Here is a 21,361-nt window from a genome sequence, read left to right on the forward strand (position 1 = left end):
CCAGCCCAGAGGAGGCTTCCGTGGACGGAAACAGCTGTAGCTCCTGCGGCAAGCGACTGACGTCCGGGCAGCGCCGCTGCCCCCAGTGCGGCGCCCCCCTGCCGCCCCCGATCGGCGGGTTCCCGGCAGAGCCGCAGTACCCGCCGCCGGCGACCTACGGCGCGCCCTCGTACGCGCCTCCCGGTGCACCCCAGGCGTACGGCGCGGCCGCCGTGCCCCAGTACGCCCCGCCCGGCGAGCCGCAGGGCTACGCCGCGCCGCCCGAACCCCAGTACGCGCCCCCGGGCGCCTACCAGCCGACCGCGCCGCCCGAGCAGTACCCGAACCAGGGCTACGCGGCCGTCCCGCCGCAGCCGCCGGCGAACCAGCCGCACCAGTGGGGCCCGGCCGCGCACGGCTCGGCCGCCGTCCCACCCCAGGGCCAGGCCGCCGTGCCCCAGTACGGCTCGGCACCGGTCCCGCCGCCGCAGCCGCCCGCGTACGGCGCCGCGCAGGTCCCGGCCTACCACGCCCCGAACCAGCAGGGCCAGTACCCGCCCTACCAGCCGCCGCAGCCGCCCGTGCCCCCGTACCAGGCCCCGCAGCCGTACCAGTCCGCGCAGTCGCTGCCGCCGGTCGCGACCGCCCCGCCGACGGTCCCGCCGGTCTCCCCGCCGCCCTCGTTCGCGGCCCCGCCCGCGAACCCGCCGGGCGCACCCTCCTACGGGGCCGCCCCCGAGAGCCGGCCGTTCGCCGAGCCGCCCTCGGCGTCCTCGCCGGTCACCGGCCCGCCCTACGCGGCACCGCCCGCGAGCAGCGCCTTCAGCCTGCCGTCGGCCGAACCGGGCATGTTCGCACCGCCCGCGGCCCCCGCCGCGCCCGACGTCCAGGACGGCACCCAGATCCTGCGCCGCACCCCGGCCGTCCCGCCGACGGAGGCGCCGTTCGCCGACCCCGGCCCGACCGCGCCGGCCGTCCCGGCCGCCGCCCCGCCCGGATTCAGCGTGCCCTCCTCGGAGAGCAGCCCCGGCGGCGTGTTCGCGCCCCCGGCCGAACCCGCGCCCTCCTCCACCGGCACCACCGGCGGCACCGCGTTCACCACGCCGGACTCCGGCGACACGGCCGCCGACGGCCCGGACTCCGGCAGCGCCGCGTTCAGCGTCCCCGCCGAGTCGCCCGCCGAGCCCGCACTGTCGTTCAACGCGGCCGAGCCGGCGGCCGAACCCGAGGTGTCCTTCAGCACCGCCGAACCGGCCGCCGCGCCGGCGGCCCCGGCCGGGCTCGACGAGGACGACGACGAGGACGCCGTCTGGGACTCCCTGCCCGACCCCGAGGACCCGGACGACGACGCCGAACTCGACGACGACGACGAGTCCGCGCTGGCGGGCCTCGGCGACGAGGTCCCCGGCGAGTCCCTGCCGCCGGCCCCGGCCGACGCGCCCGGCCTCGCCGAGGACGGCGAGGCGCCCGAGAGCGTCGTCGAGCCCGAGCTCGAGGAGGCGCTCGCCGAGACCGCCGTCGTGGACGCGCCGACGCCCGGCGCCGACCTGGTCGAGGCGGCCGAGGCCGCGGCCGATGCGGCCGAAGCGGCAGGCGTGCCCGTTCCCGACGTGCCCGAGCCCGTGATCGGCTTGGGCGCCAAGGCGTTCGACGAAACACCCGGTGCCGAGGCGGCTGGCGGCTCTGCGCCCGACGTGCCCGAGCCCGCGATCGACCTCACCGCCGAGCCCTCCGGCGAGACGCCCCAGGCGGCGGCCGAGACCGTCGACTCCGGGGAGACGGTCAACGAGCGCACCGCCGGCGAACCCGCCGCGGACCTCTTCGCCTCCACCGAACCGACCCCGCCGGCGCCCACCCCGCCGCAGCCCGTCCCGGACCCGGCGCCGCCGGTCCCGACGCCGGAGCCGGCCCCGATCCCGCAGCCGGAACCGGTGCCGCACCCGGAGCCGACACCGCCGCAGCCGCCCTCGCCGGGCCCGGTGCCCGACCCGGAGCCGATCCCGCGGCCCGAGCCGACCCCGCCCCCGACGTACCTGTACGCCGAGGACAGCCCGTTCTCCGACGCGGCGCCCATCGACCTGTACCCGGCCGAACCGACCCCCGGCGCCGCCGAGGTGGAGCCCGAACCGGTCGAGACGCCCCCGTCCCAGCCGGAGGCCGCCCCCGTCGAGGGCCCGAGCACCGAGGCCGAGTCGCGCAAGAAGATCGTGAACGCGCCCGACATCAGCCTGTTCGAGGAACCGACGACCAAGACCGGCGCGCAGAAACTCCCGCCCCCGCCCGAGGAGGAGGGCTACCGGGTCGGCCGCGCCCGCGTCAAGAACCTCCTCGACCGGTCCGAGCTGCCCGAGCACATCCCCCTCCCGCGCCCCACGGTCTACGGCGCCAAGCCCGAGGAGACCGACGCCTGACCGCCCCGACCCCGCCGCAATAGCCCGAAAACGCTTCCGGCGCTCCCGCACCGGGTCCATCCTGGTGTCGAAGGGCCGCTCCGGCGGCCCCGTGGCGGCCGTCCGGTTCGGACGCCGCGCGTGAACGGGGGAGAGTGAGCAGCATGGCCGAGCGCCGTGTGAAAGTGACCACAGAGGTCGGCATCCAGGCGCGGCCCGCGACGGTCTTCGTCGAGACCGCCGCGCAGTCCGCGGGCGAGGTCTTCATCGCGAAGACCGACGGCGAGAGGCACGACGCCAAGTCGATCCTCCAGGTGCTCGTCCTGGACGTGCGCCCCGGAGACGAGATCGTCCTCACCGGAGACGACGAGGACGTCCTCGACCGGCTCGCCGCGCTCGTCAGCGCCTCCGGAACCACCGGCGAACACGCCGGCGCCGAGGACGGCAGGGACTTCGCCGACATCGACGAGCGCTGATCCGGCCGTGACGGCGGCGACCCCGCCCCCCTCTCGGGACCGTCCTAGGACTCGAAGGGGGGCTACGGTCGGACCTGTGAACAATGCGCGACGCCCGAGGGTCGGCCACATCGCCTTCCTCAACTGCATGCCCATCTACTGGGGACTGGCCCGGACGGGCGCGCTGCTCGAGTTCGACCTGCGCCGCGACGCGCCCGACGAGCTGAGCCGGCTCCTCGTCGAGGGCGACCTCGACATCGGCCCGATCACCCTCGTCGAGTACCTGCGCCACAGCGACCGCCTGCTGCTCATCCCGGACCCGGCGGTCGCCGCCGACGGCCCGGTCCTCAGCGTCAACCTGGTGACGAAGACCCCGCTCGCCGAACTCCCCGCCGAGCCGCGCGTCTCCCTCGCCTCGGACTCGCGCACCGGCGTCCTCCTCGGGAGGATGCTCCTGGAGGACCGCTACGGCCGCCGGCCGACCTACCGGACCGCGCCGCCGGACCTCGAGTCCGCGCTCGACGGCGCCGACGCGGCCGTCCTCATCGGCGACGAGGCACTGCACGTCTTCCACGAGCACGGCCACGACAGCCCGCGGGGCCTGCACGTGCTCGACCTCGCCGCCGAATGGAAGGACTGGACCGGCCTGCCGATGGTCTTCGCCGTCTGGGCCGTCCGCCGCGACTACGCCGAAGCCCACCCGGGGCTCGTCAAGGACGTCCACCTCGCGTTCCGCGACTCGGTGCGCCTGAGCCGCGAGGAGATCGGCGCCGTTGTCGCCTCCGCCGCCCGCTGGGAGCCGTTCGCGCCCGCCGCGCTCGCCGAGTACTTCGACCGGCTCCAGTTCGGCCTCGGTGACCGGCACCTCGCGGGCCTGCGGGAATTCGCCTCCCGAGCCGCCCGTTACACCGAAGTGAAGGACCTTTCGCCCGAAGGGCCCGAATTCTTCGACAGCGACATCTGAACCGACGCGACCTCCGAACCGCGCGGCGCCCTGTACGACGTCGCGCCGTTCGAGGCGGCGCCCGGCGGCGCCGCCGACCGACGCGAGAACCGAGAGTGAGAGAAGGACCGCCCGTGGCCATCGAGCTGAACAAGCCCCGCAAGAACCGCCCCGCGTGGCACAAGCTCACCGTCAGCCGCGTCCGGCACCTCACCGAGGACGCCGTCGAGGTCACCCTCGCCGTCCCCGAGCACCTCCGGCCTGCGTTCGACTTCAAACCCGGCCAGCACCTCACCTTCCAGCGCGTCGAACCCGACGGCTCCGAGGTCCGCCGCTCCTACTCGCTCGCCTCCACGCCGCGCGAACTCGCCGAGCAGGGCACGCTGCGCCTGGGCATCCGCTCGATCCCCAAGGGCTCCTTCTCCGGGTACGCGAACCGGCGGCTCCTGCCCGGCGACGTGCTCGAAGTGCTCCCGCCGCTCGGCAACTTCTGCACCGACATCCGGCCCGACCGCCACTACGGCTCCGTCGTCGCCGGCTCCGGGATCACCCCGATCATCTCGATCGCCACCGCCGCCCTCGAAGCCGGCGCGACCGTGACCCTCCTCTACTCGAACCGGACCGAGGACAGCACCATGTTCGCCGCCGAACTGCGCGAACTCCAACGCGCCCACGGCGACCGGCTGCGCCTCCACCACGTCCGGACGCGGTCCGAAGGCCCCTCGCCGCTGCTCACCGGGCGGCTCACCCCCGAACGGCTCCAGCAGGTCCTCGGCACCCTCGTCGACCCGCGCGAGGTCGACGAGTGGTTCCTGTGCGGGCCCTACGAGATGGTCCTCGGCGTCAAGGAGATCCTCGAAGCCGACGGCACCGCCGAGATCCACACCGAGCTCTACACCGTGTAGTAACCCACGAGTCAATCCGTTCGGGCGCACTGTCCCGGAGGGCCTGCGGCGGATACGCTTCGTGCATGGCCGAGATTGACGATGTCCTCGCCCGCGCCGCCGACGGCGGCGCCATCAGCGCCGAGGAAGCCCTGCTGCTCTACACCGAAGCGCCCTTCCACCCGCTCGCGGAGGCCGCCGACGCGGCCCGGCGCCGCGTCATCGGCGACAACATCGTCACCTACATCATCGACCGCAACATCAACTACACGAACGTGTGCGTCACCGCGTGCAAGTTCTGCGCCTTCTACCGCGCCCCGAAGCACGAGGAGGGCTGGGCCCACCCGATGGAGGAGGTCCTGCGCCGGTGCGGCGAGGCCGTGGGCCTGGGCGCCACGCAGGTGATGCTCCAGGGCGGCCACCACCCGGACTTCGGCGTCGAGTACTACGAGGAGCTGTTCTCCTCGGTGAAGCGCGAGTACCCGGAGCTGATGATCCACTCGATCGGGCCGTCGGAGATCGCGCACATGTCGAAGGTCTCCGGCGTCGAGATCGACGAGGCGATCCGGCGCATCAAGGCGGCCGGGCTCGACTCGATCGCCGGCGCGGGCGCCGAGATGCTGCCGGCCCGGCCGCGCACCGCGCTCGCCCCGCTCAAGGAGTCGGGGGAGCGCTGGCTCGAGATCATGGAGGCCGCGCACCGGCAGGGCCTCGAGTCGACGGCGACGATGATGATGGGCACCGGCGAGACCGCGGCCGAGCGGATCGAGCACCTGCGGATGATCCGCGACGTCCAGGACCGCACCGGCGGGTTCCGCTCGTTCATCCCCTGGACCTACCAGCCGGAGAACAACCACCTCAAGGGCCGGACCCAGGCGACGACGCTCGAGTACCTGCGCCTCCTCGCGGTCGCGCGGCTGTTCTTCCACAACGTGAAGCACCTCCAGTCGTCGTGGCTGACGACCGGCAAGGCGTCGGGTCAGCTCAGCCTCCACCTCGGCGTGGACGACCTCGGTTCGATCATGCTGGAGGAGAACGTGATCTCCTCGGCCGGCGCCCGCCACCGCTCGCGCCTCTCGGAGCTGATCGGCCTGATCCGCTCCGCGGACCGGATTCCGGCCCAGCGCAACACCCTCTACGAGCGCATGTCGGTCCACTGGACCCCGGAGGACGACCCGACCGACGACCGCATCCGGTCGCACTTCTCGACGATCGTCGCCGAACTCCAGGTGAAAGAGCGCGTGGAGTAGCGCGCCGCGCGAATGTGAACGGCGGTTCCCGGCAAAATGGGCGCTGCGAAGCGCCCCCGGATCAACGGTGCCCGGTGGGACATCCGATGGGGCGCAGGGAATGTGAACGGCGGTTCATCGCGAATCGGGCATTCGCAGGCGCCCCCGAGTCAACAGTGCCCGGCGGGTACGACAGCGGCGGCGGCACGGACTCGAAAAGGTCCGCGCCGCCGCCGCTGTCGTGTCGCTAGATCATGCGGCCGATCTCGGCCCGGATGAGCTGGGCGTTCACGCCGGAGTTGGGGCAGCCGCCGAAGTGGTGGAGGGCCACGACTTCATGCGTGTCGCGGGAGATCACCGGGGAGCCGGAGGAGCCGAACTCGGTGTCGCAGTAGTAGGAGACGTCGCTGCCGGTCACGTAGCCGTCGAAGACCGCGTCCTTGATGACGCAGTTGCCGCCGTCCTCCGTGGACTCCATCGCGATCTCGGTGGGCCGGCCGGCCGGGTGCTGCGGGATGTAGATCGCGTCGCCCGCGTCGGCGGGGCGGTCGGCGAGGTCCAGGTGGCCGAAGTGCTCGATCCGCGCGAAGTCGTCGACCGTGAAGAGCGTGTAGTCCAGGGACTTCGAGGTCTTGAGGACCTGCTCGCCGTTGACCTTCACCGGGATGCTCGCCGTGTCGGTGCCGCACGCAAGGCACTCGTAGCCGAACCACACCTCGGTCTGCTTCGCCTCCCACGACTCGGTGAAGCAGTGGTGGTTGGTCAGCAGCCGGTTGTCCTCGCCCACCCGGAACGCCGTGCACAGCACGGTCCCGTCGATCAGCAGCCGCGCCACCGGGTCCGCGCCCTCCACGACCTCCGGGTACGAGTTCCGGTAGCACGCCGAGGTGCGCTTCTCGTCGCCCGAGCAGATGCTCTCCTCGGGCCGCGCCCGGTCAGCCTTGTCCGCGGCCATGGCGTCGACCTCGTCGGCGGCGAACCCGTACGCGACCCGGTCGATCAGCACGCCGAGCGCGTCCGACACCGGTGCCGACTCGGCCCGGTGCAGCTCGACGACCGCCGTGTCGCCGGTGATCGAGGTCGCCCACCGGTCCACCATGGACTGGTCGTACCGGTACGACTCGGTCCCGTCGGGGCTGGAGACCGTCACATGGTCGCCGGCGTCGAGCAGCAGCCGCTCGAAGTGGACCTTCACGTATCCGGCGTCGGGCTCCGACACGGTGACCGCGTTCCGGTCGCCCGCGTAGGTCAGCGACTCGGTCAGGTCCTTGACCTCGCCGACGTCGATCAGGCCCAGCACCGAGTCGTCCACCGGCAGGATCTCGACGGCGTCCTCGACGGCCTCGGTCGCCGGGTCGTCGGCGAACGCCGCGGGGACCACCACGGCCGCGATGCCCAGGGCCAGCGTCCCGGCCGTCGCCGCGAGCACCGCCTTGCGGCGCTTCCGCCTCCCGCTCCCGTACTCCGCCTGCGGTCTCCGTTCGCTCGCCGCCACTGCCGGCCCCTTCCATGAGAGATGCATCCACGGTTCAAACGAGCGAACGCGCCGGAAGTTGCGCACTGTCACGCGAGCAAACGCGGGTCACACCGCCCGACCACACCGCCGAGCCGCACTCGTGTCCCCGCCGCCGAGCAGGACCGCGTGCCCGCGCCGAGCATCGGAGCCGCCGCCGCCCAGGACCCGATGCGACCGGCCGCTACGCGTCCTGGGGCGTCCGGCAGCAGTCGTGGACCTCGTTGAGGCCCTTGCGGGTCACCAGCACCAGCAGCGTGTCGCCGTGCTTGATGCGGAAGCCGTCGTCGGGCATCCAGCGGACGCCGCCGGTGTCCCGCTTCACCGCGAGCAGCCGGTGCGACCCGGTGACCGTGGCCTCCTGCGCCGCCTGGTCGTCCAGGAACGCGCCCTCCTCGACCGTGACCTCCGCGATGTACGCGATCTGCCCGCGCACCGGGATCGTCTCCAGGATCTCGTCGTCGGTGAGCTCCCGCGCGAACGAGCCCGCCGCGACCTGCGGCGCGCTGTACGACGAATGCTGCGACGCCTCGTGCAGCGACCGGCCACGGTTCAGGTTGCGGCGGATCAGCGCCGCGAACTCCGGGTCGTAGATCCGCATGACCGTGCGCAGGTCCGGCTTGCACTCCAGCCCCGACAGCGCCGTCTCCAGGTTCGCCGAGTCCTGCTTCGCCATCGCCACCAGCGACCGCGAGTACTTCACCTCGGCCTCCTGCAGCGTCTCGGGCCGGCTCGCGTCGCCGAGCAGCACCTGCGCGCCCGCCGCCCGCGCCGCGCGCACGCCGATCGCGTCGCGGTCCTTCTCGATCGCCACCACCGGCACGCGCCGCTCCCGCAGCGTCTCCACCACGCGGGTGCCCATGTTGCCCAGGCCGACCACGATCACGTGGTCGCGGACCGCGCGCACCATCCGGCCCTCCGCGAGCGCGTACCGCCGCTCGACCACGGCCTGGACGATCGCACCCGTGACCACCGGGATGAGCAGCGCCCCCGAGACGACCACGACGACGTGCGTCAACCGCAGCTCCCAGTGGTCGGTCGTGTCCGGGTCCGCGCCGCCGGCGGCCATCATCGCGAGCATGTAGAGCGCGTCCCAGAAGTCCCCGTCGGTCTCCCGGTTCGCGTTCAGGCTGTTCACGGACAGCAGCGTCGTCATGCCGCCGAGCATCACGGCGAAGAGGACGGCCGCGGCCATCCACAGGCCCTTGCCGAACGTGCGGCGCATCGTGTGCAGCGACTGCCGGAACCACTGCGCCACCGCCTCCCACATCGGCCTGACCCAGCGCCGCGCCGCCACCGGCTCCAGGCACAGCATCCGGACCGCCTCGTCGGCGTCCTCGGGGATCATGTCGACGCCGAACTCGTTGCCGGCCGCGACCACCCACTGCGCCTGTGCGCGCGGGTCGGGCGCGCGCGTCAGGTACAGGCGCCGCCCCCAGATGTCGATGTCGCCCGGCGGGATCTGCTCGAGCGCGGCGGCCGCGTACGTGCGCGCGACCATGTCCGCATCGGACTTCACGAACACGCCGTCGTCGCCGAGGAGCTTCTGCATGTGGTCGCGCAGCCCCCGGTTGTACATGCGGATGACCAGGCGCGGGAGCGTCTCGTCGCCGAGGTAGTGGGACATCTCGCGGATCTTCAGCGCCAGGTGCAGGTTCCCGACGTCGTTCTGGTCCATGAGGGCCACCGCGTACGCGTCGGTGAGGCCGGCCTCGCGGATGGTGTCGGCGCCGATGTTCTGGGCCTCGAGGACCGACAGGCGCCGGTTCTCCTGGGAGGCGCGGCGGATCTCGTCGCGCTGGCCGCCGGGGCCGGTCGGGATGACGGCGATGACGTGGAACGCGAAGTTGTCGATGAGGTTGCGGATGAACCGGAGCGTGAGCCCGTTGTCGCCCACCACGATCACGCGCCGGTCGGGGCGCACGTCCTCGAACCTGGCCTGCCGGGGGTGCATGACTCTCAGTGTAAAGAAGATTCGCAAACGGTTGCGGTACCGCCGGTCGCGGACACGGGCCTAGGCGGGGCGGGAGAGGCGGGCGAGGAGCTTGTCGACGTCCGCTTCGTAGTCGTACCAGTCGACGTCGTGGACGAAGCCCAGTTCGCTGTTGATCCAGCGGACGTCGTCGGCGGTGTCGAGGGTCCAGGTCTGGACGTCGACGAGCTGCGGCTCGGCGCGGCGCAGCTCGGTGAGCAGCCGCGCCTTCATGGTCATGGCGAGGCCGTAGGAGCGGTGGGCGGGCGCGACGACGGTGTCGTACTGGTCGGCGCGGGTGGGGCGCTGCGCGGAGACGACGAGCTCGGTGAGGCCCACGACGTTCCCGTACGGCTCGCTGACGGCGACGGCGATGTGCGAGCGCATGCCGCGGCGCGCGAGCGTCTCGAACGAGTCGCGCAGGGCCGGGGCGTTGGCCGAGCCGCGCCACTCGGGCACGAACGCGACGTTCCCGGGCGCCGACCGCAGGTTGGCCTTGACGTCGGCGTACGAGTCCATGAGCCGGTCCGGGACGCCCCCGGCGTGGTACTCGAGCCGGTACCCGGCGGCGAGGCGCCCGGCCGCGCGCTCGATCTTCTCCCAGTCGATGTCGGCCCAGCGCAGCAGGTGGCGCTGCTCCACGACCGCGCGGGCGAAGCCGAGCCGGTCGTAGAAGCCGACCGCGGGGGTGGTGGCGATGACCTCCACCGAGAGGGTCCGGCAGCCGCCGGCCTTGGCGCATTCGGCGACGGCCCGCAGCAGGCGCGTGCCGACGCCCTTGCCGCGCGCGGACGGGCGCGTCGACATCTCGACGACGCCGGTGCCGGCCTGCTCGCCCCCGAACAGGATCAGGCTCGCGTGCCCGACGAGGTCGCCGTCGGCGTCGCGGTCGAGGAACAGGTACCGGCGGTCCTCGGGCAGGGTCGCGGTCAGGTACTCGCGGAGCGAGTCGGTGCGCCAGCGCGGTTCGGCGGGCATGTCGGCGGCGGTCATGTCGTTGAGCACCGAGCACCAGTCGCGGAGGTCGTCGTCCGTCATCTCGCCGGGAGCCAGCTGCTTCAGGGGCATCTCTTATCCTTACCCGAAATCGTCACCGAACGGAACCCCCGGCTCACGGAATGCAGCGGTCGGGGTCCCGGTCAGGCGGTGCTGGACCGGCCGTACTCGTCGGCGCGGTCGAACACTTTCTGCACGTAGTCGTCCCTGGGGTTGTAGGAGTGGACGGCCGCCTGCCAGCCGGCCGGGGTGGTGAGGTCGCGGCCGCCGTGGCAGAGGTAGTTGGCGGCGGCCGTGACGGCGTCGTCGATGTCGTCGGGGTTGAACAGGCCGTCCTTGTCGCCGTCGGCCTTCCAGGCCTCCCAGGTGGAGGGGAGGAACTGCATGGGGCCCATCTCGTCGTAGCCGGCGCCGCGGATGGGGGTGAGGGTGGTGCCGTCGCTCTGGATCCGGTTGCCGCCGGTGGTGCCGTGGTTGGTCTCGGTGGCGCCGATGCCGGCGAGGGTGGTCCAGGAGAGGTTGCAGCCGGGGTTCTCGACCGCGGAGACGAGCTCGGCGCGCCCGTACGCGACCAGGGCCCGCTCGGGGATGCCGAGGGACGCGAGGCTGCGGGCCCACGAGTCGAGGTCGCCGCCGCCGGCGGGCGTGGTGGTGGTGTCCCCGGGGGTGGTGGTGCCGTCGGGGGCGGCGGTTCCGACCTCCTCGATCGGGTCGGTCTCGGCCGGGAGGCCCGCGGCGGGCGCGTCCTCGGGGGTGAGCACGAGCGGAGCCTCTTCGGCCTCGGGGGTCGGCTCGGTGCCGAACGACCATGCGGGTCCGGCGTCGGGGACGACGAACCAGCCCGCGGCGAGCGCGCCGGCGACGGCGAGGACCGTGAGCGCCGCCTGGACGCCGAGTCGGCCCGCCGGGGCCCGGAGGGCCCGGACGCAGGAGCGGACGCCCCTGCCCGCGGCCTTGAGGGCGCGCCAGGGGAGGACGGCGAGGCGGCGGAGGAGGAGCGGCACGGGAGCGGTTCGTCCTTTCTCGATCGTCGGGGCCCGATCGGGGGGTGGAGTGCGCGCTGACGGTGCGGCGTCGGCGCCGGGGCGCCCAGTATGCACCCGCGGGTCGACCGCGGCACGGCACCGGGGGGACCGGACTGTCTGCGAGTATTCCCTAGTTTCGCGCCCGCGGGCAACGCCTGAGGGGCAACAATTCTCTCCGATGCCCGCTACCAGCGGGCGCTCGGATCGTTCCTCATATCGGATCGGTGGTTGCCACGAGCAAACCCGCGTCGAGAGCGCTTCACGTCTCCGCCTGGGCCCGCAGACACGGCCATGCGGGGTGCCAGTTCCCATCACGTCAGGTAACCGACTGAGATGGGGGTGACACTGTGAGGCCGCTGGGCAATTGTGCCCGCGCACCAGCGCGCCACAGCCCGGCATACGGGGGCTGAACGAAAGTTGACCGACACGTGGATACGACAACGGCATCGCACGCCGCACTGACCTCATTCGAGCCGCTTTTCACGAACGAGACATCGGAGTTCCGGCATCCATCCGATGTGGCCGGAAGGCTCGCGGCCCCGGGTGGCGACGGCTCCGCCGGAGAGCGCCGGGCCCTGCTGCCCGCCGGCGACGTCACGTTCCTGTTCACCGACATAGAGGGCTCCACGCGCCTGGCCTCCGGGCTCGGCGCCGAGCGCTACCGGGTCGTCCTCCACCGCCACCGCGCACTGGTCCGCGAAGTCCTGCGGGCCGCCGGCGGCGTCGAGATCGACACCGAGGGCGACTCGTTCTTCGTGGCCTTCCACGACGCCGCGGCCGCCTGCGCCGCCGCCGTGGGCATACAGACCGCGCTGCGCGGCGCCGCTTGGCCCGACCAGGACGGCGCGCCGCTGCGGCCGCGCGTCCGCATGGGACTGCACACCGGCGAGGCGTGGCCCTCCGCCGGCGGCTACGCCACGCCGGAGGTGCACAAGACCGCGAGGATCTGCTCGGCCGCCCACGGCGACCAGATCCTGGCGTCGGCCGCGTGCGCCGCCGCGGCGGGCCTGCCGCCCGAGCGGATGCGCCGCCTCGGCGACTTCGAACTGCGCGGCCTGCCGGGCGCCACCGAGCTGGTCCAGTTGCGGGCGCCGGGGCTGCCCGAGCGGTTTCCGCCGCCGCCGGTGCGCCCGCGCCGGCACAACCTGCCGCACGCGTTGAAGCCGCCGGTGGACCGGCCCGACGACGCGCGCGAACTGGACCGGGCCTTCGCCGTCAGCCGCATGGTGACGCTGAGCGGCCTGCCCGGCTGCGGGAAGACGACGTTCGCCAGGGCCTGGGCCCGCAAGCGCCTGTCCTGCTACGAGCACGGCGTCTGGTACTCCAAGGCCGGTCCCGACCTCGGCAAGGCGCTCCTGGACGCCCTCGACCTGCGCTCGGAGCCGCTGCGGGAGCCGATGCGCACCGTCATCGACCACTTCCGCGACCGTCAGGCGCTCCTGGTCGTCGACGGCACCGACCAGCTCGGCGCCGAACGCCGCAACGAGCTGCTCCTGCTCCTGGAGTCCTGCCCGGACCTGCACCTGCTCGCCGTGGGCCGGCGGCCGCTGGACCTGCCCGGCGCGGTCAAGCGGGCCCTGGACCTCCCGTCGAGCGGCGTCGGCGCGGCGATGCTCGCCGGGTTCTGCGAGGACCGCGGCGCGCCGTGGACCGCCGCCGACTGCCGCGGCCTCGCCGCCGCGGTCGAGAACTTCCCGCCGGCGCTGCTCGCGCTCGCCGACCTGGTCGCCCTCGCTTCCCCGCAGGCCGCGCTGCGGCGGCTGCGCGACGACCCGGTCGCGGTCCTGGACGCGGGCGGGCGGTTCCGCGAGGCCATCGACGACGCGGTCGCCGCGATCTCGGGCCCGGCGCGCGCGGTCCTGCTCGAACTCGCGGGGCGCGAGCGCGGCGCGAGCGTCGACGAGGTCCTCGACCTGTGCCGGCAGCGCGACGGCAGCCTCGAAGCGCTCGTCGAACTCGTCGACGCGGCCCTGGTCGTCATCGAGCGGCCCGCCATGGACCAGGCGGTCTACCGGGTCCCGGCGCCGCTCCGGTGGCTCCTGGCCGGCCCGGACGCCGAGCCCGGCCCGGCGCCGCTCACCGCGGGATTCGCCGAGCGCCTGGTCCACCCGGTCGCGATCGACGCGCCGCGGCTGAAGGCGGTCGCCTGACGCGGACGCGGCGGCGGGCGCAGCGCCCGCCGCCGCGTCAGGCCGGTCATCGCGTGCAGGCCGAACCGGTGCGACCGGTGATGCGTGTGCGATGCTGACCCCGTGACTGACAGGCAACACGAGCCGCTCGACCGCTCCCGCTCGAAGGCCGCCGCCGAACGCGCGGCCCGGGTCATCCCCGGCGGCGTGAACTCGCCGGTGCGGGCGTTCCGGGGCGTCGGCGGCGACCCGGTGTTCATCGCCGAGGCCGGCGGCGCCCGCATGACCGACGTCGACGGCAACACCTACATCGACCTCGTCGGCTCGTGGGGCCCGCTCATCCTCGGGCACGCCCACCCCGCCGTCGTCGAAGCGCTCGCCGAGGCCGCCGCCCGCGGCACCTCCTACGGGGCGCCCACCGTCGGCGAGATCGAGCTCGCCGAGCTCATCGTCGAGCGCACCCCCTGCGAGATGGTCCGCCTCGTCTCCTCCGGGACCGAGGCCACCATGAGCGCCGTCCGCCTCGCCCGCGCCGCGACCGGCCGCGACAAGGTCGTCAAGTTCGCCGGCTGCTACCACGGCCACGCCGACTACTTCCTCGCCGAAGCCGGCTCCGGCGTCGCCACCCTCGGGCACCCCGACTCGCCCGGCGTCCCCGCCGCCGCCGCGGCCGACACGATCGTCGTGCCCTACAACGACCTGAACGCCGTCGAAGCCGCGTTCGCCGCCCACCCCGGCCAGATCGGCGCGGTCATCACCGAGGCCGTCCCCGGCAACATGGGCGCCGTCGCACCCCTCGACGGGTTCAACGAGAAGCTCTACTCCATCGCGCACGCCCGCGGCGCGCTCCTGATCTCCGACGAGGTCATGACCGGCTTCCGCGTCGCCCCCGGCGGCCTCGCCGCCCCCGCCGACCTCTACACGTACGGCAAGGTCATGGGCGGCGGCCTGCCCGCCGCCGCGTTCGGCGGCCGCGCCGACCTCATGTCGCGGATCAGCCCCGCCGGCCCCGTCTACCAGGCCGGGACCCTCTCGGGCAACCCGCTCGCCGTCGCCGCCGGACTCGCGACCCTCCGCGCCTGCGACGACGCGGTCTACCGGACCCTCGACGCCACCGCCGCCGAGATCCAGCGCATGGCCGGCGAGGCCCTCGCCAAAGCCGGCGTCCCCCACTACGTCTCGGCGCCCTCGAACCTGTTCTCGGTGTTCTTCACCGAAGGGCCCGTCACGAACTTCACCGAAGCGAAGGCCCAGGACACCGCCGCGTACGGCGCGTTCTTCAACACCATGCTCGAACACGGCGTCTACCTGCCGCCGAGCGCGTTCGAATGCTGGTTCACGTCCGCCGCGATCGACGAGGAAGCCCTGTCACACATCGAACAGGCGCTGCAACCGGCGGCCGAAGCCGCGGCTAAGGTGCGGTCATGAGCGGCTCCAAGACCATCGTCCACCTGCTGCGCCACGGCGAGGTCCACAACCCGGACGGCATCCTCTACGGGCGCCTCCCGGGCTTCGGCCTGTCCGAGCTCGGCCGGGAGATGGCGCTCGCCGCCGCCGAGCGACTCGCCAAGCGCGACATCGTCCACGTCGGCGCGTCCCCCCTCCAGCGCGCCCAGGAGACCGCCGAACCCGTCGCCGCCTCCCACCGCCTCCACACCGTCACCTACGACGGCATCGTCGAAGCCGGGAACTCCTTCGAAGGCCTCAAGGTCGGCGTCGGCGACGGCGCCCTCCGCCGCCCCCGCTACTGGTGGCGCCTGCGCGACCCCTTCAAACCCTCCTGGGGCGAGGCGTACCTCGACATCGCCCGCCGCATGATGGACGCCATCGACAAGGCCCGTGCCGCCGCCGACGGCGCCGAAGCCGTCCTCGTCTCGCACCAGCTCCCCATCTGGACGGTCCGCCGCTTCGCCGAGCGCAAGCGCCTCTGGCACGACCCGCGCAACCGCGAATGCTCCCTCGCGTCCCTCACGAGCTTCGTCTACGAAGGCGAGACCCTCGCCCGCATCGAGTACTCCGAACCGGCCGGGCACCTCGTGCTCAAGTCGCTGTCGGCCCGGCGGGCCAAGGGTGCCTGACCCATGGGGCTCCGGCGCAGGACCATGCTGGCAGCGGCACCGCTGCTGGCCCTCGCGGCCTGCGGCGACGGCGGCGCCGACAGCAACCGCGTCAACGAGATCAACCGCGACCGGTACGTCTCCGGCGACGGCTCCAACTACCGGTGGGAAGACCCCGAGGACCGCTTCGAGGCCCCCCGCCTGCAAGGCGAGGACCTCGACGGCAACCCGATCGACACCGACGACTGGGCGGGCTCGGTCATCGTCGTCAACTTCTGGGGCTCCTGGTGCGCGCCCTGCGTCGCCGAAGCCCCCCACCTCGTCGACGCCGCCGCCGCCCTCGAAGGGCAGCCGGTCCGGTTCCTCGGCGTGAACATCCGCGACGGCCTCGACACCGCCAGGAGCTTCGAGAACCGCTGGGGCGTCCAGTACCCGTCCCTGTACGACGAGGCCGGCCGCGTCGCCGACCAGTTCGTCGACTTCGGACTCTCCCCGAACAGCATCCCCGCCACGATCCTCATCGACGCCGAGCACCGCGTCTTCTCCATCTGGCGGGGCGAACTCGCCGACGCCGAGACGCTCACCGCCGACGTCGCCAAAGCCCTGGAGACCTGATGCGCCAGCCGTCCAACCCCGCCGTCCGCCGGGCCGCCAAGGGCGCCGTCATGGCCGGCACCGCCGCCCTCACGGCCGTCGCCGTCGGCGCCCTCGTCAAACGCCGCCTCGACAACCCCGCCTCCCGCAAGCAGCACTTCGAGCCGGCACCGCGCGAGGACGCCGAGTGAACCCCGCCGAGACCGCCGCCTCCGGGCCGCTCCTGCTCGCGTTCGGCGTCGCCGCACTCGCCGGGCTCGTCTCGTTCGCCTCGCCGTGCACCCTCCCCCTCATGCCCGGCTACGTCTCGTACGTCACCGGCATGAGCGGCGCCGAACTCGCCGGCTCCGCCGCCGGCGGCGGGACCACCACCGACCGGCGCACCGGACGCGTCCTCGCCGGCGCCCTCCTCTTCGTCGCCGGGTTCACCGCCGTCTACACCGTCGTCGTCTTCGCCCTCCAGAGCGCCGGACGCGCCCTCCTCCAGAACACCCAGGTCCTCGAGACCGCCGCCGGCATCGTCATGATCGCCATGGGCGCCATGTTCATCGGCCTCATCCCGACCCGCGGCGGCTTCGTCCCCAAGTGGCGCCCCGCCGTCGGCCTCGCCGGCGCCCCCCTCTTCGGCGCCGTCTTCGCCCTCTCCTGGATCCCCTGCACCTCACCGGTCCTCGCCGCGATCACCAGCCTCGCCGTCATCCAGGACGGCACCGCCCGCGGCGTCGGCCTCATGATCGCCTACTGCGCCGGCCTCGGCGCCCCCTTCGTGCTCTTCGCCGTCGGCATGCACCGCCTCGCCCGCGCCCTCGACTTCCTCAAACGCCACGGCCGCGCCATCGCGATCGCCGGCGGCGCCATGCTCATCGCCGTCGGCCTCATGCTCGCCACCGGCGCCTGGGGCGAGTTCACCAACTGGCTCCGCGCCACCGTCGGCACCGGGGTGAGCGCCCTGTGACCGCCACCCTCGCCCCCGCGCCCCGCAAACCCAAGGCCGCCAAACGCTTCCGCGCGTTCTGGCGCCGCTGGTGGCACCAGCTCACCGCCATGCGCACCGCGCTCGTCCTCCTCCTCGCCCTCGCACTCGCCGCCATCCCCGGCTCGACCTTCCCGCAGCGCTCCATCAGCACCGTCGACGTCGCCGGCTACTTCGACGAACACCCCGACCTTGCCCCCTGGCTCGACCGCCTGTGGGCCTTCGACGTCTACACCTCGCCGTGGTTCTCCGCGATCTACCTGCTCCTCATGATCAGCCTCGCCGGCTGCATCGTGCCCCGCCTCGGCGTCCACTGGAAGGCCCTGCGCGCCAAGGTCCCCGACGCCCCCAAGCGCATGTCGATCCTCCCGTACCACCGCGTGCTCGACGTCGACGCCAACCAGGGCCGCGCCCGCGCGGTCCTCAAGCAGCGGCGCTGGCGCACCGCCGTGACCGAGCACGAGGACGGCACGTTCGTCATCGCCGCCGAGAAGGGCTACCTGCGCGAGACCGGGAACCTGCTGTTCCACACCAGCATCATCTTCGTCCTCGCCGGCGTCGCCGTCGGCAGCCTCATGAGCTGGTACGGCAACCGGATCCTCTCCGAGGACAAGTCCTACTGCAACAACCTCCAGCAGTACGACGAGTACGGCCTCGGCGCCTGGGTCGACGAGACGAGCCTCCCGCGGTTCTGCGTCACCCTCGACGCCTTCGACGCCGAGTTCACCGACGGCGGACCCACCGCCTACGACGCCGCCGTCACCTACGAGACCGCCGGCGAGACCGGGAAGTACGACCTCCAGGTCAACCACCCCCTCAACATCGACGGCACCAACGTCTTCCTCATCGGCCACGGCTACACCGCCGTCGTCACCTACACCGACCGCTACGGGCAGACCCAGACGCTCCACCAGGAGTTCCTGGCCATGGACGCGGCCCTGAACTCCGAGGGCGCCTTCAAGTTCCCCGACGCGAACGTCGACCCGGAGACCGGCACGGTCGACGCGAACGCCGAGGTCGGCTTCGACGCGATCCTCGTCCCCACCTTCGACGACTCCACCGCCATGCTCCTGGGCACCGACCCCGAACTGAACAACCCGGTCCTCGCCCTCACCGCCTACACCGGCGACCTCGGCCTCGGCGACGGCGAACCCGAATCCGTGTACTCCGTCAACGAGGAGCAGATCGCCTCCGGGGCCCTGACCCGGCTCAACGAGGAAGTCGAGGTCATCGGCGTCGGCGACGCCATGACCCTCCCCGACGGCACCACCCTCACCTTCGACGGCGTCGAGCAGTACGCCGTCCTCCAGGTCCGCCACGACCCCGGCGGGCCCGTCGTCCTCGCAGGCGCGGTCCTCCTCCTGCTCGGCCTCCTACCAGGGCTCGCCGTGCGCCGCAGACGATACTGGATCCGGTGGAACCCCGACGGCACCGTCGAGACCGCCGGCCTCAACCGCAACGACTTCGACGGCCTCGACGAGGAGTGCGACGAGCTCACAGCCGCGATCGCGCCCGACTACGAGCCGCCGGGAACCCACACCGACAAGTCCGGGAGTGAGCAATGACCGGTGCAGAAGCCGCGAACGCCCTGTTCGTCGCGACCATCCTCACCTACGCGGCGGCGATGTTCTCCTACGCCGTCGAATACGCCTTCGACAAGCGCGTGGCCAAGCGGGCCCTCGTGGCCGCCGGCGGCGCCGACGCCCCCGACGACGCCCCGGCCGAGTCCCCGTCGGAGGCCCCGATCAGCCCCGTCGCCGCCCGCGGCGCCGGCCGGCTCGGCCTCGTCCTGACGTTCCTCGGCACCGCCGCGCTCGCCGCGAGCATCGTCACCCGCGTCGTCTACACCGGACGGTGGCCGTGGGGCAACATGTTCGAGTACACCGTGGGCGTCGCCCTCGCGGGCATGGTCACCTGGCTGGTCCTCGTCTCCCGCGGCAGCGTCCCGCGCCGCCTCGGCCTCTTCGCGACCTTCGCCGTCACGATGGTCCTCGGCACCAGCGTCCGCGTCTACACCGAGGCCGGGCCCCTGGTCCCCGCGCTCGACTCGTACTGGATCGTCATCCACGTCACGGCCGCCATCGCCGCCTCCGGCATCCTGCTCATCGGCTGCGTCTTCGCGATCCTGCACCTGCTCAAGCGCCGCTACGACCGCCAGCGCTCCGACGGCAAGCCGATCCGCTTCCCCCTCAACATCGCCGAGCGCCTCCCCGACGCGAACGCCCTGGAGCGCATGACGTTCAAGATCCACGTGTTCGCGTTCCCGCTCCTGACCTTCGGCATCCTCGCCGGCGCGGTCTGGGCCCACTTCGCGTGGGGCCGCTACTGGAACTGGGACCCCAAGGAGGTGTGGGCCTTCATCGCCTGGGTCGTGTACGCCGCCTACCTGCACGCCCGCGTCTCGGGCCGGTCCGCCAAGGCGAACGCGCCCTGGATCGCGATCCTCGGCTACGCGGTCATGCTCTTCAACCTCACCGCCGTCAACCTGGTCTTCGCCGGACTCCACTCCTACGCCGGAGTCTGAGGCCGGACGCCGGATCGGGCCCCTCGCGCACTGGCGCGAGGGGCCCGACCGCGTCATGCCGCGGCGGTCACGCCAGCGGGTCGTTCTCGTCCTCGAAGCGGGCCAGGCCCCAGACGTCCTCGTCCTCGGTCAGCCACGACTCCTTGCCTTCGGCGTTCTCGTCGCCTCCGGCCCCGGGCCTGCCGCCGGCGCCGCCCATCATCCCGGCGCCGCCGGCCCCGGTCGTCTTCCCGAACAGCCCCGAGCCCTTCCCGAGCCCCGAACCGCCGGCGCGGCCGCCTGCCCCGGCTCCGGCCCCGGCACCCGGCGTCGACCCGACCGCGGGCCCGAACAGGCCCATTCCGGCACCACCCATCCCGCCGCCGGCACCGCCGCCCGCGCCGCCGCCGGGCAGGCCGCCACCGGCACCGCCGCCCGGCAGACCGCCGAGGCCGCCGCCGAGTCCGCCGCCGGCGAGGCCACCGGACGTCTCCTCGTCGCCCCCGGTCGTCGGGTTCCACGACGACGTGCCCGACGAGCCCCCGCTCCCGAACGGGGTGGTCGTGGGCGGCGGGGTCAACCCGCTCGACCCCGAACTCGTCGGCGAACCGTTGAAGTCCCCGCCCGTCGGCGGCGAGTACCCGCCGCCGTCGAGATCCTGGCCGGACTCGCGGAACGTGGTGTCCTGCACCGGTTCCACGGTCGGCGTGAACTCCTGAGTCGCGATCTCGGCATCTTCCCATCGAGCCAGGACCGTGTCGTTCTGCTCGGCGGCGCGCGCCTGGTAGTCCTGCGAGCCAGAGTCGTAGTCCCGCTTGGCGCGGGCGTCGCCGTCCTGTGTCGCGAGTTGCTCGGCCTGAGTGCGCAGTTCGGCCTCAGGAGTCTCCGGGTTCTCTCGCTTGAGCCGCGCGAGGTGGGCCTCGGTCTGGTCCGCCACGTACTGGCCCAGCTCGTTGGCGTAGTCGCCGTTGAAACCGCCGAGCTCCATGGCCCGGTTGGCGGAGTCGTCCTCGCCGTCCCACGAGCACCCGTCGGTGATCTCGCAGTCGCCGTCCTTGAACGGGACCCGGTGGTGCACGGTCGGATCGGAGAAGAGGCCGCCTTCGTCCTCGACCCAGTACTGCGGTGCGGGGTAGGGGAGTTCGTACGACTCGCCTCCCTGGAGGGCGAAGATCTCTTCGGCCTTGAACTCCAGCAGCCCGATGAGCCCGCTGGTGTTGTCGCCGATGTCGGCTTGGATCTGCGCGCAGTTGGCGAAGACCGTCTCCATCTGCTCGGCGAAGGCGTCGAAGTCGGTGCCCTGCCAGCCGTTGGAGAGCTCGGTGAGCTTCTGCTCGAGGATCTTGCCGACGGCTTCGTTGTCGTCGATGGCGAACCGCTGGTTGAAGGTCATCCAGTGCCGGGAGATCTCACGGAGTGCGAACCGGTCTTCGTCATCGGGCCGAACTTGCGCGACCAGGCCTCTGACCTCCTCCGGCGTGGGGGCGGCGGTTCCGACAGCCACGCACGTGAACCGCTGAATCTGCCCGGTCACCGGGATCGCGGAGACGAGCTTGATCCAGGCTTCTTCGAAGGTCGTGTTGGTGTTGGTGCAGCTCGGGTTCGAGCACGGCGCCTGACTGCGGTAGACGGCGGTCGCGGAGGCGTCTTGGCCGTTGACCGCTTCCTGACCGGCCACGCCTCCGTACGTCTCGGCGGCGAATTCGATGTCGCTCATGG

18 protein-coding genes are annotated in these 21,361 nt (G+C 72.8%); 13 read left to right on the forward strand and 5 right to left on the reverse strand.

What is annotated here, in order from left to right; all coding sequences use genetic code 11:
• Positions 1–20 precede the first annotated feature (20 nt).
• The 5 genes from GFD30_RS12570 (at position 21) to mqnC (ending at position 5,901) form a co-directional block, all read left to right on the forward strand.
• The gene (locus tag GFD30_RS12570; RefSeq protein WP_153025548.1) at positions 21–2,390 is read left to right on the forward strand and encodes a hypothetical protein; all 2,370 of its coding nucleotides are present in this window, start codon (positions 21–23) and stop codon (positions 2,388–2,390) included.
• Positions 2,391–2,533: 143 nt separating this feature from the next.
• Positions 2,534–2,845, forward strand: a complete 312-nt coding sequence (locus GFD30_RS12575; protein WP_153025549.1) for an HPr family phosphocarrier protein — start codon at positions 2,534–2,536, stop codon at positions 2,843–2,845.
• A 76-nt stretch (positions 2,846–2,921) separates the two neighbouring features.
• Entirely contained in the window at positions 2,922–3,788 is an 867-nt protein-coding gene (locus tag GFD30_RS12580) for a menaquinone biosynthetic enzyme MqnA/MqnD family protein (RefSeq protein ID WP_322633198.1), read from the forward strand.
• Between the two features lie 113 nt (positions 3,789–3,901).
• Entirely contained in the window at positions 3,902–4,672 is a 771-nt protein-coding gene (locus GFD30_RS12585) for an FAD-binding oxidoreductase (protein ID WP_153025550.1), read from the forward strand.
• Positions 4,673–4,737: 65 nt separating this feature from the next.
• On the forward strand, positions 4,738–5,901 hold the full coding sequence (gene mqnC / locus GFD30_RS12590; protein WP_153025551.1) for a cyclic dehypoxanthinyl futalosine synthase: 1,164 nt from the start codon (positions 4,738–4,740) through the stop codon (positions 5,899–5,901).
• Between the two features lie 226 nt (positions 5,902–6,127).
• On the opposite strand, the gene GFD30_RS27925 is transcribed toward mqnC, so the two are convergent.
• The 4 genes from GFD30_RS27925 to GFD30_RS26270 all read right to left on the reverse strand — a co-directional run bounded on the left by GFD30_RS27925 (position 6,128) and on the right by GFD30_RS26270 (position 11,365).
• Positions 6,128–7,375 (reverse strand): trypsin-like serine peptidase, encoded by a 1,248-nt coding sequence (locus GFD30_RS27925; protein WP_153025552.1) that lies wholly within the window; start codon positions 7,373–7,375, stop codon positions 6,128–6,130.
• 202 nt (positions 7,376–7,577) lie between these two features.
• On the reverse strand, positions 7,578–9,347 hold the full coding sequence (locus GFD30_RS12600) for a potassium channel family protein (RefSeq protein ID WP_153025553.1): 1,770 nt from the start codon (positions 9,345–9,347) through the stop codon (positions 7,578–7,580).
• A gap of 60 nt (positions 9,348–9,407) precedes the next feature.
• Positions 9,408–10,433 (reverse strand): GNAT family N-acetyltransferase, encoded by a 1,026-nt coding sequence (locus tag GFD30_RS12605; RefSeq protein ID WP_153025554.1) that lies wholly within the window; start codon positions 10,431–10,433, stop codon positions 9,408–9,410.
• A gap of 71 nt (positions 10,434–10,504) precedes the next feature.
• The gene (locus tag GFD30_RS26270; protein ID WP_194201943.1) at positions 10,505–11,365 is read right to left on the reverse strand and encodes a lytic transglycosylase domain-containing protein; all 861 of its coding nucleotides are present in this window, start codon (positions 11,363–11,365) and stop codon (positions 10,505–10,507) included.
• A 539-nt stretch (positions 11,366–11,904) separates the two neighbouring features.
• On the opposite strand from GFD30_RS26270, the gene GFD30_RS12615 reads away from it, so the two are divergent.
• The 8 genes from GFD30_RS12615 to ccsB all read left to right on the forward strand — a co-directional run bounded on the left by GFD30_RS12615 (position 11,905) and on the right by ccsB (position 19,663).
• Positions 11,905–13,536, forward strand: a complete 1,632-nt coding sequence (locus GFD30_RS12615) for an adenylate/guanylate cyclase domain-containing protein (protein WP_194201944.1) — start codon at positions 11,905–11,907, stop codon at positions 13,534–13,536.
• Between the two features lie 102 nt (positions 13,537–13,638).
• Positions 13,639–14,943, forward strand: a complete 1,305-nt coding sequence (hemL, locus tag GFD30_RS12620) for a glutamate-1-semialdehyde 2,1-aminomutase (protein ID WP_322633199.1) — start codon at positions 13,639–13,641, stop codon at positions 14,941–14,943.
• Positions 14,940–15,593: a histidine phosphatase family protein gene (locus tag GFD30_RS12625; protein ID WP_153025557.1), complete on the forward strand. Its 654-nt coding sequence runs from the start codon at positions 14,940–14,942 to the stop codon at positions 15,591–15,593. The genes hemL and GFD30_RS12625 overlap by 4 nt, the downstream gene beginning before the upstream one ends.
• 3 nt (positions 15,594–15,596) lie before the next feature.
• Positions 15,597–16,187, forward strand: coding sequence for a TlpA family protein disulfide reductase (locus GFD30_RS12630; protein ID WP_153025558.1), 591 nt, complete (start codon positions 15,597–15,599; stop codon positions 16,185–16,187).
• A complete protein-coding gene (locus GFD30_RS12635; protein ID WP_153025559.1) occupies positions 16,187–16,357 on the forward strand; it encodes a hypothetical protein in 171 nt (56 codons plus the stop codon). Before GFD30_RS12630 ends, GFD30_RS12635 begins: the two co-directional genes overlap by 1 nt.
• Positions 16,354–17,121 (forward strand): cytochrome c biogenesis CcdA family protein, encoded by a 768-nt coding sequence (locus GFD30_RS12640; protein WP_322633200.1) that lies wholly within the window; start codon positions 16,354–16,356, stop codon positions 17,119–17,121. The genes GFD30_RS12635 and GFD30_RS12640 overlap by 4 nt, the downstream gene beginning before the upstream one ends.
• Positions 17,118–18,704: a cytochrome c biogenesis protein ResB gene (resB, locus tag GFD30_RS12645; RefSeq protein ID WP_322633201.1), complete on the forward strand. Its 1,587-nt coding sequence runs from the start codon at positions 17,118–17,120 to the stop codon at positions 18,702–18,704. Before GFD30_RS12640 ends, resB begins: the two co-directional genes overlap by 4 nt.
• Entirely contained in the window at positions 18,701–19,663 is a 963-nt protein-coding gene (gene ccsB, locus GFD30_RS12650) for a c-type cytochrome biogenesis protein CcsB (protein WP_153025560.1), read from the forward strand. Before resB ends, ccsB begins: the two co-directional genes overlap by 4 nt.
• A 67-nt stretch (positions 19,664–19,730) precedes the next feature.
• Here the strand turns inward: ccsB and GFD30_RS27550 are convergent, their stop codons facing one another.
• Positions 19,731–21,359, reverse strand: a complete 1,629-nt coding sequence (locus GFD30_RS27550) for a hypothetical protein (protein WP_153025561.1) — start codon at positions 21,357–21,359, stop codon at positions 19,731–19,733.
• Positions 21,360–21,361 lie beyond the last annotated feature (2 nt).

The organism is Glycomyces albidus, assembly GCF_009451885.1.
Lineage (GTDB): Bacteria > Actinomycetota > Actinomycetes > Mycobacteriales > Micromonosporaceae > Glycomyces > Glycomyces albidus.

Bases quoted from the DNA above. Each gene is read 5' to 3' on its own strand.
- GFD30_RS12575 (WP_153025549.1), top strand. From the start codon at position 2,534: ATGGCCGAGCGCCGTGTGAAAGTGACCACAGAGGTCGGCATCCAGGCG.
- mqnC (WP_153025551.1), top strand. From the start codon at position 4,738: ATGGCCGAGATTGACGATGTCCTCGCCCGCGCCGCCGACGGCGGCGCC.
- GFD30_RS12600 (WP_153025553.1), bottom strand. From the start codon at position 9,347: ATGCACCCCCGGCAGGCCAGGTTCGAGGACGTGCGCCCCGACCGGCGC.
- GFD30_RS12605 (WP_153025554.1), bottom strand. From the start codon at position 10,433: ATGCCCCTGAAGCAGCTGGCTCCCGGCGAGATGACGGACGACGACCTC.
- GFD30_RS12625 (WP_153025557.1), top strand. From the start codon at position 14,940: ATGAGCGGCTCCAAGACCATCGTCCACCTGCTGCGCCACGGCGAGGTC.
- GFD30_RS12630 (WP_153025558.1), top strand. From the start codon at position 15,597: ATGGGGCTCCGGCGCAGGACCATGCTGGCAGCGGCACCGCTGCTGGCC.
- GFD30_RS12635 (WP_153025559.1), top strand. From the start codon at position 16,187: ATGCGCCAGCCGTCCAACCCCGCCGTCCGCCGGGCCGCCAAGGGCGCC.
- ccsB (WP_153025560.1), top strand. From the start codon at position 18,701: ATGACCGGTGCAGAAGCCGCGAACGCCCTGTTCGTCGCGACCATCCTC.
- GFD30_RS27550 (WP_153025561.1), bottom strand. From the start codon at position 21,359: ATGAGCGACATCGAATTCGCCGCCGAGACGTACGGAGGCGTGGCCGGT.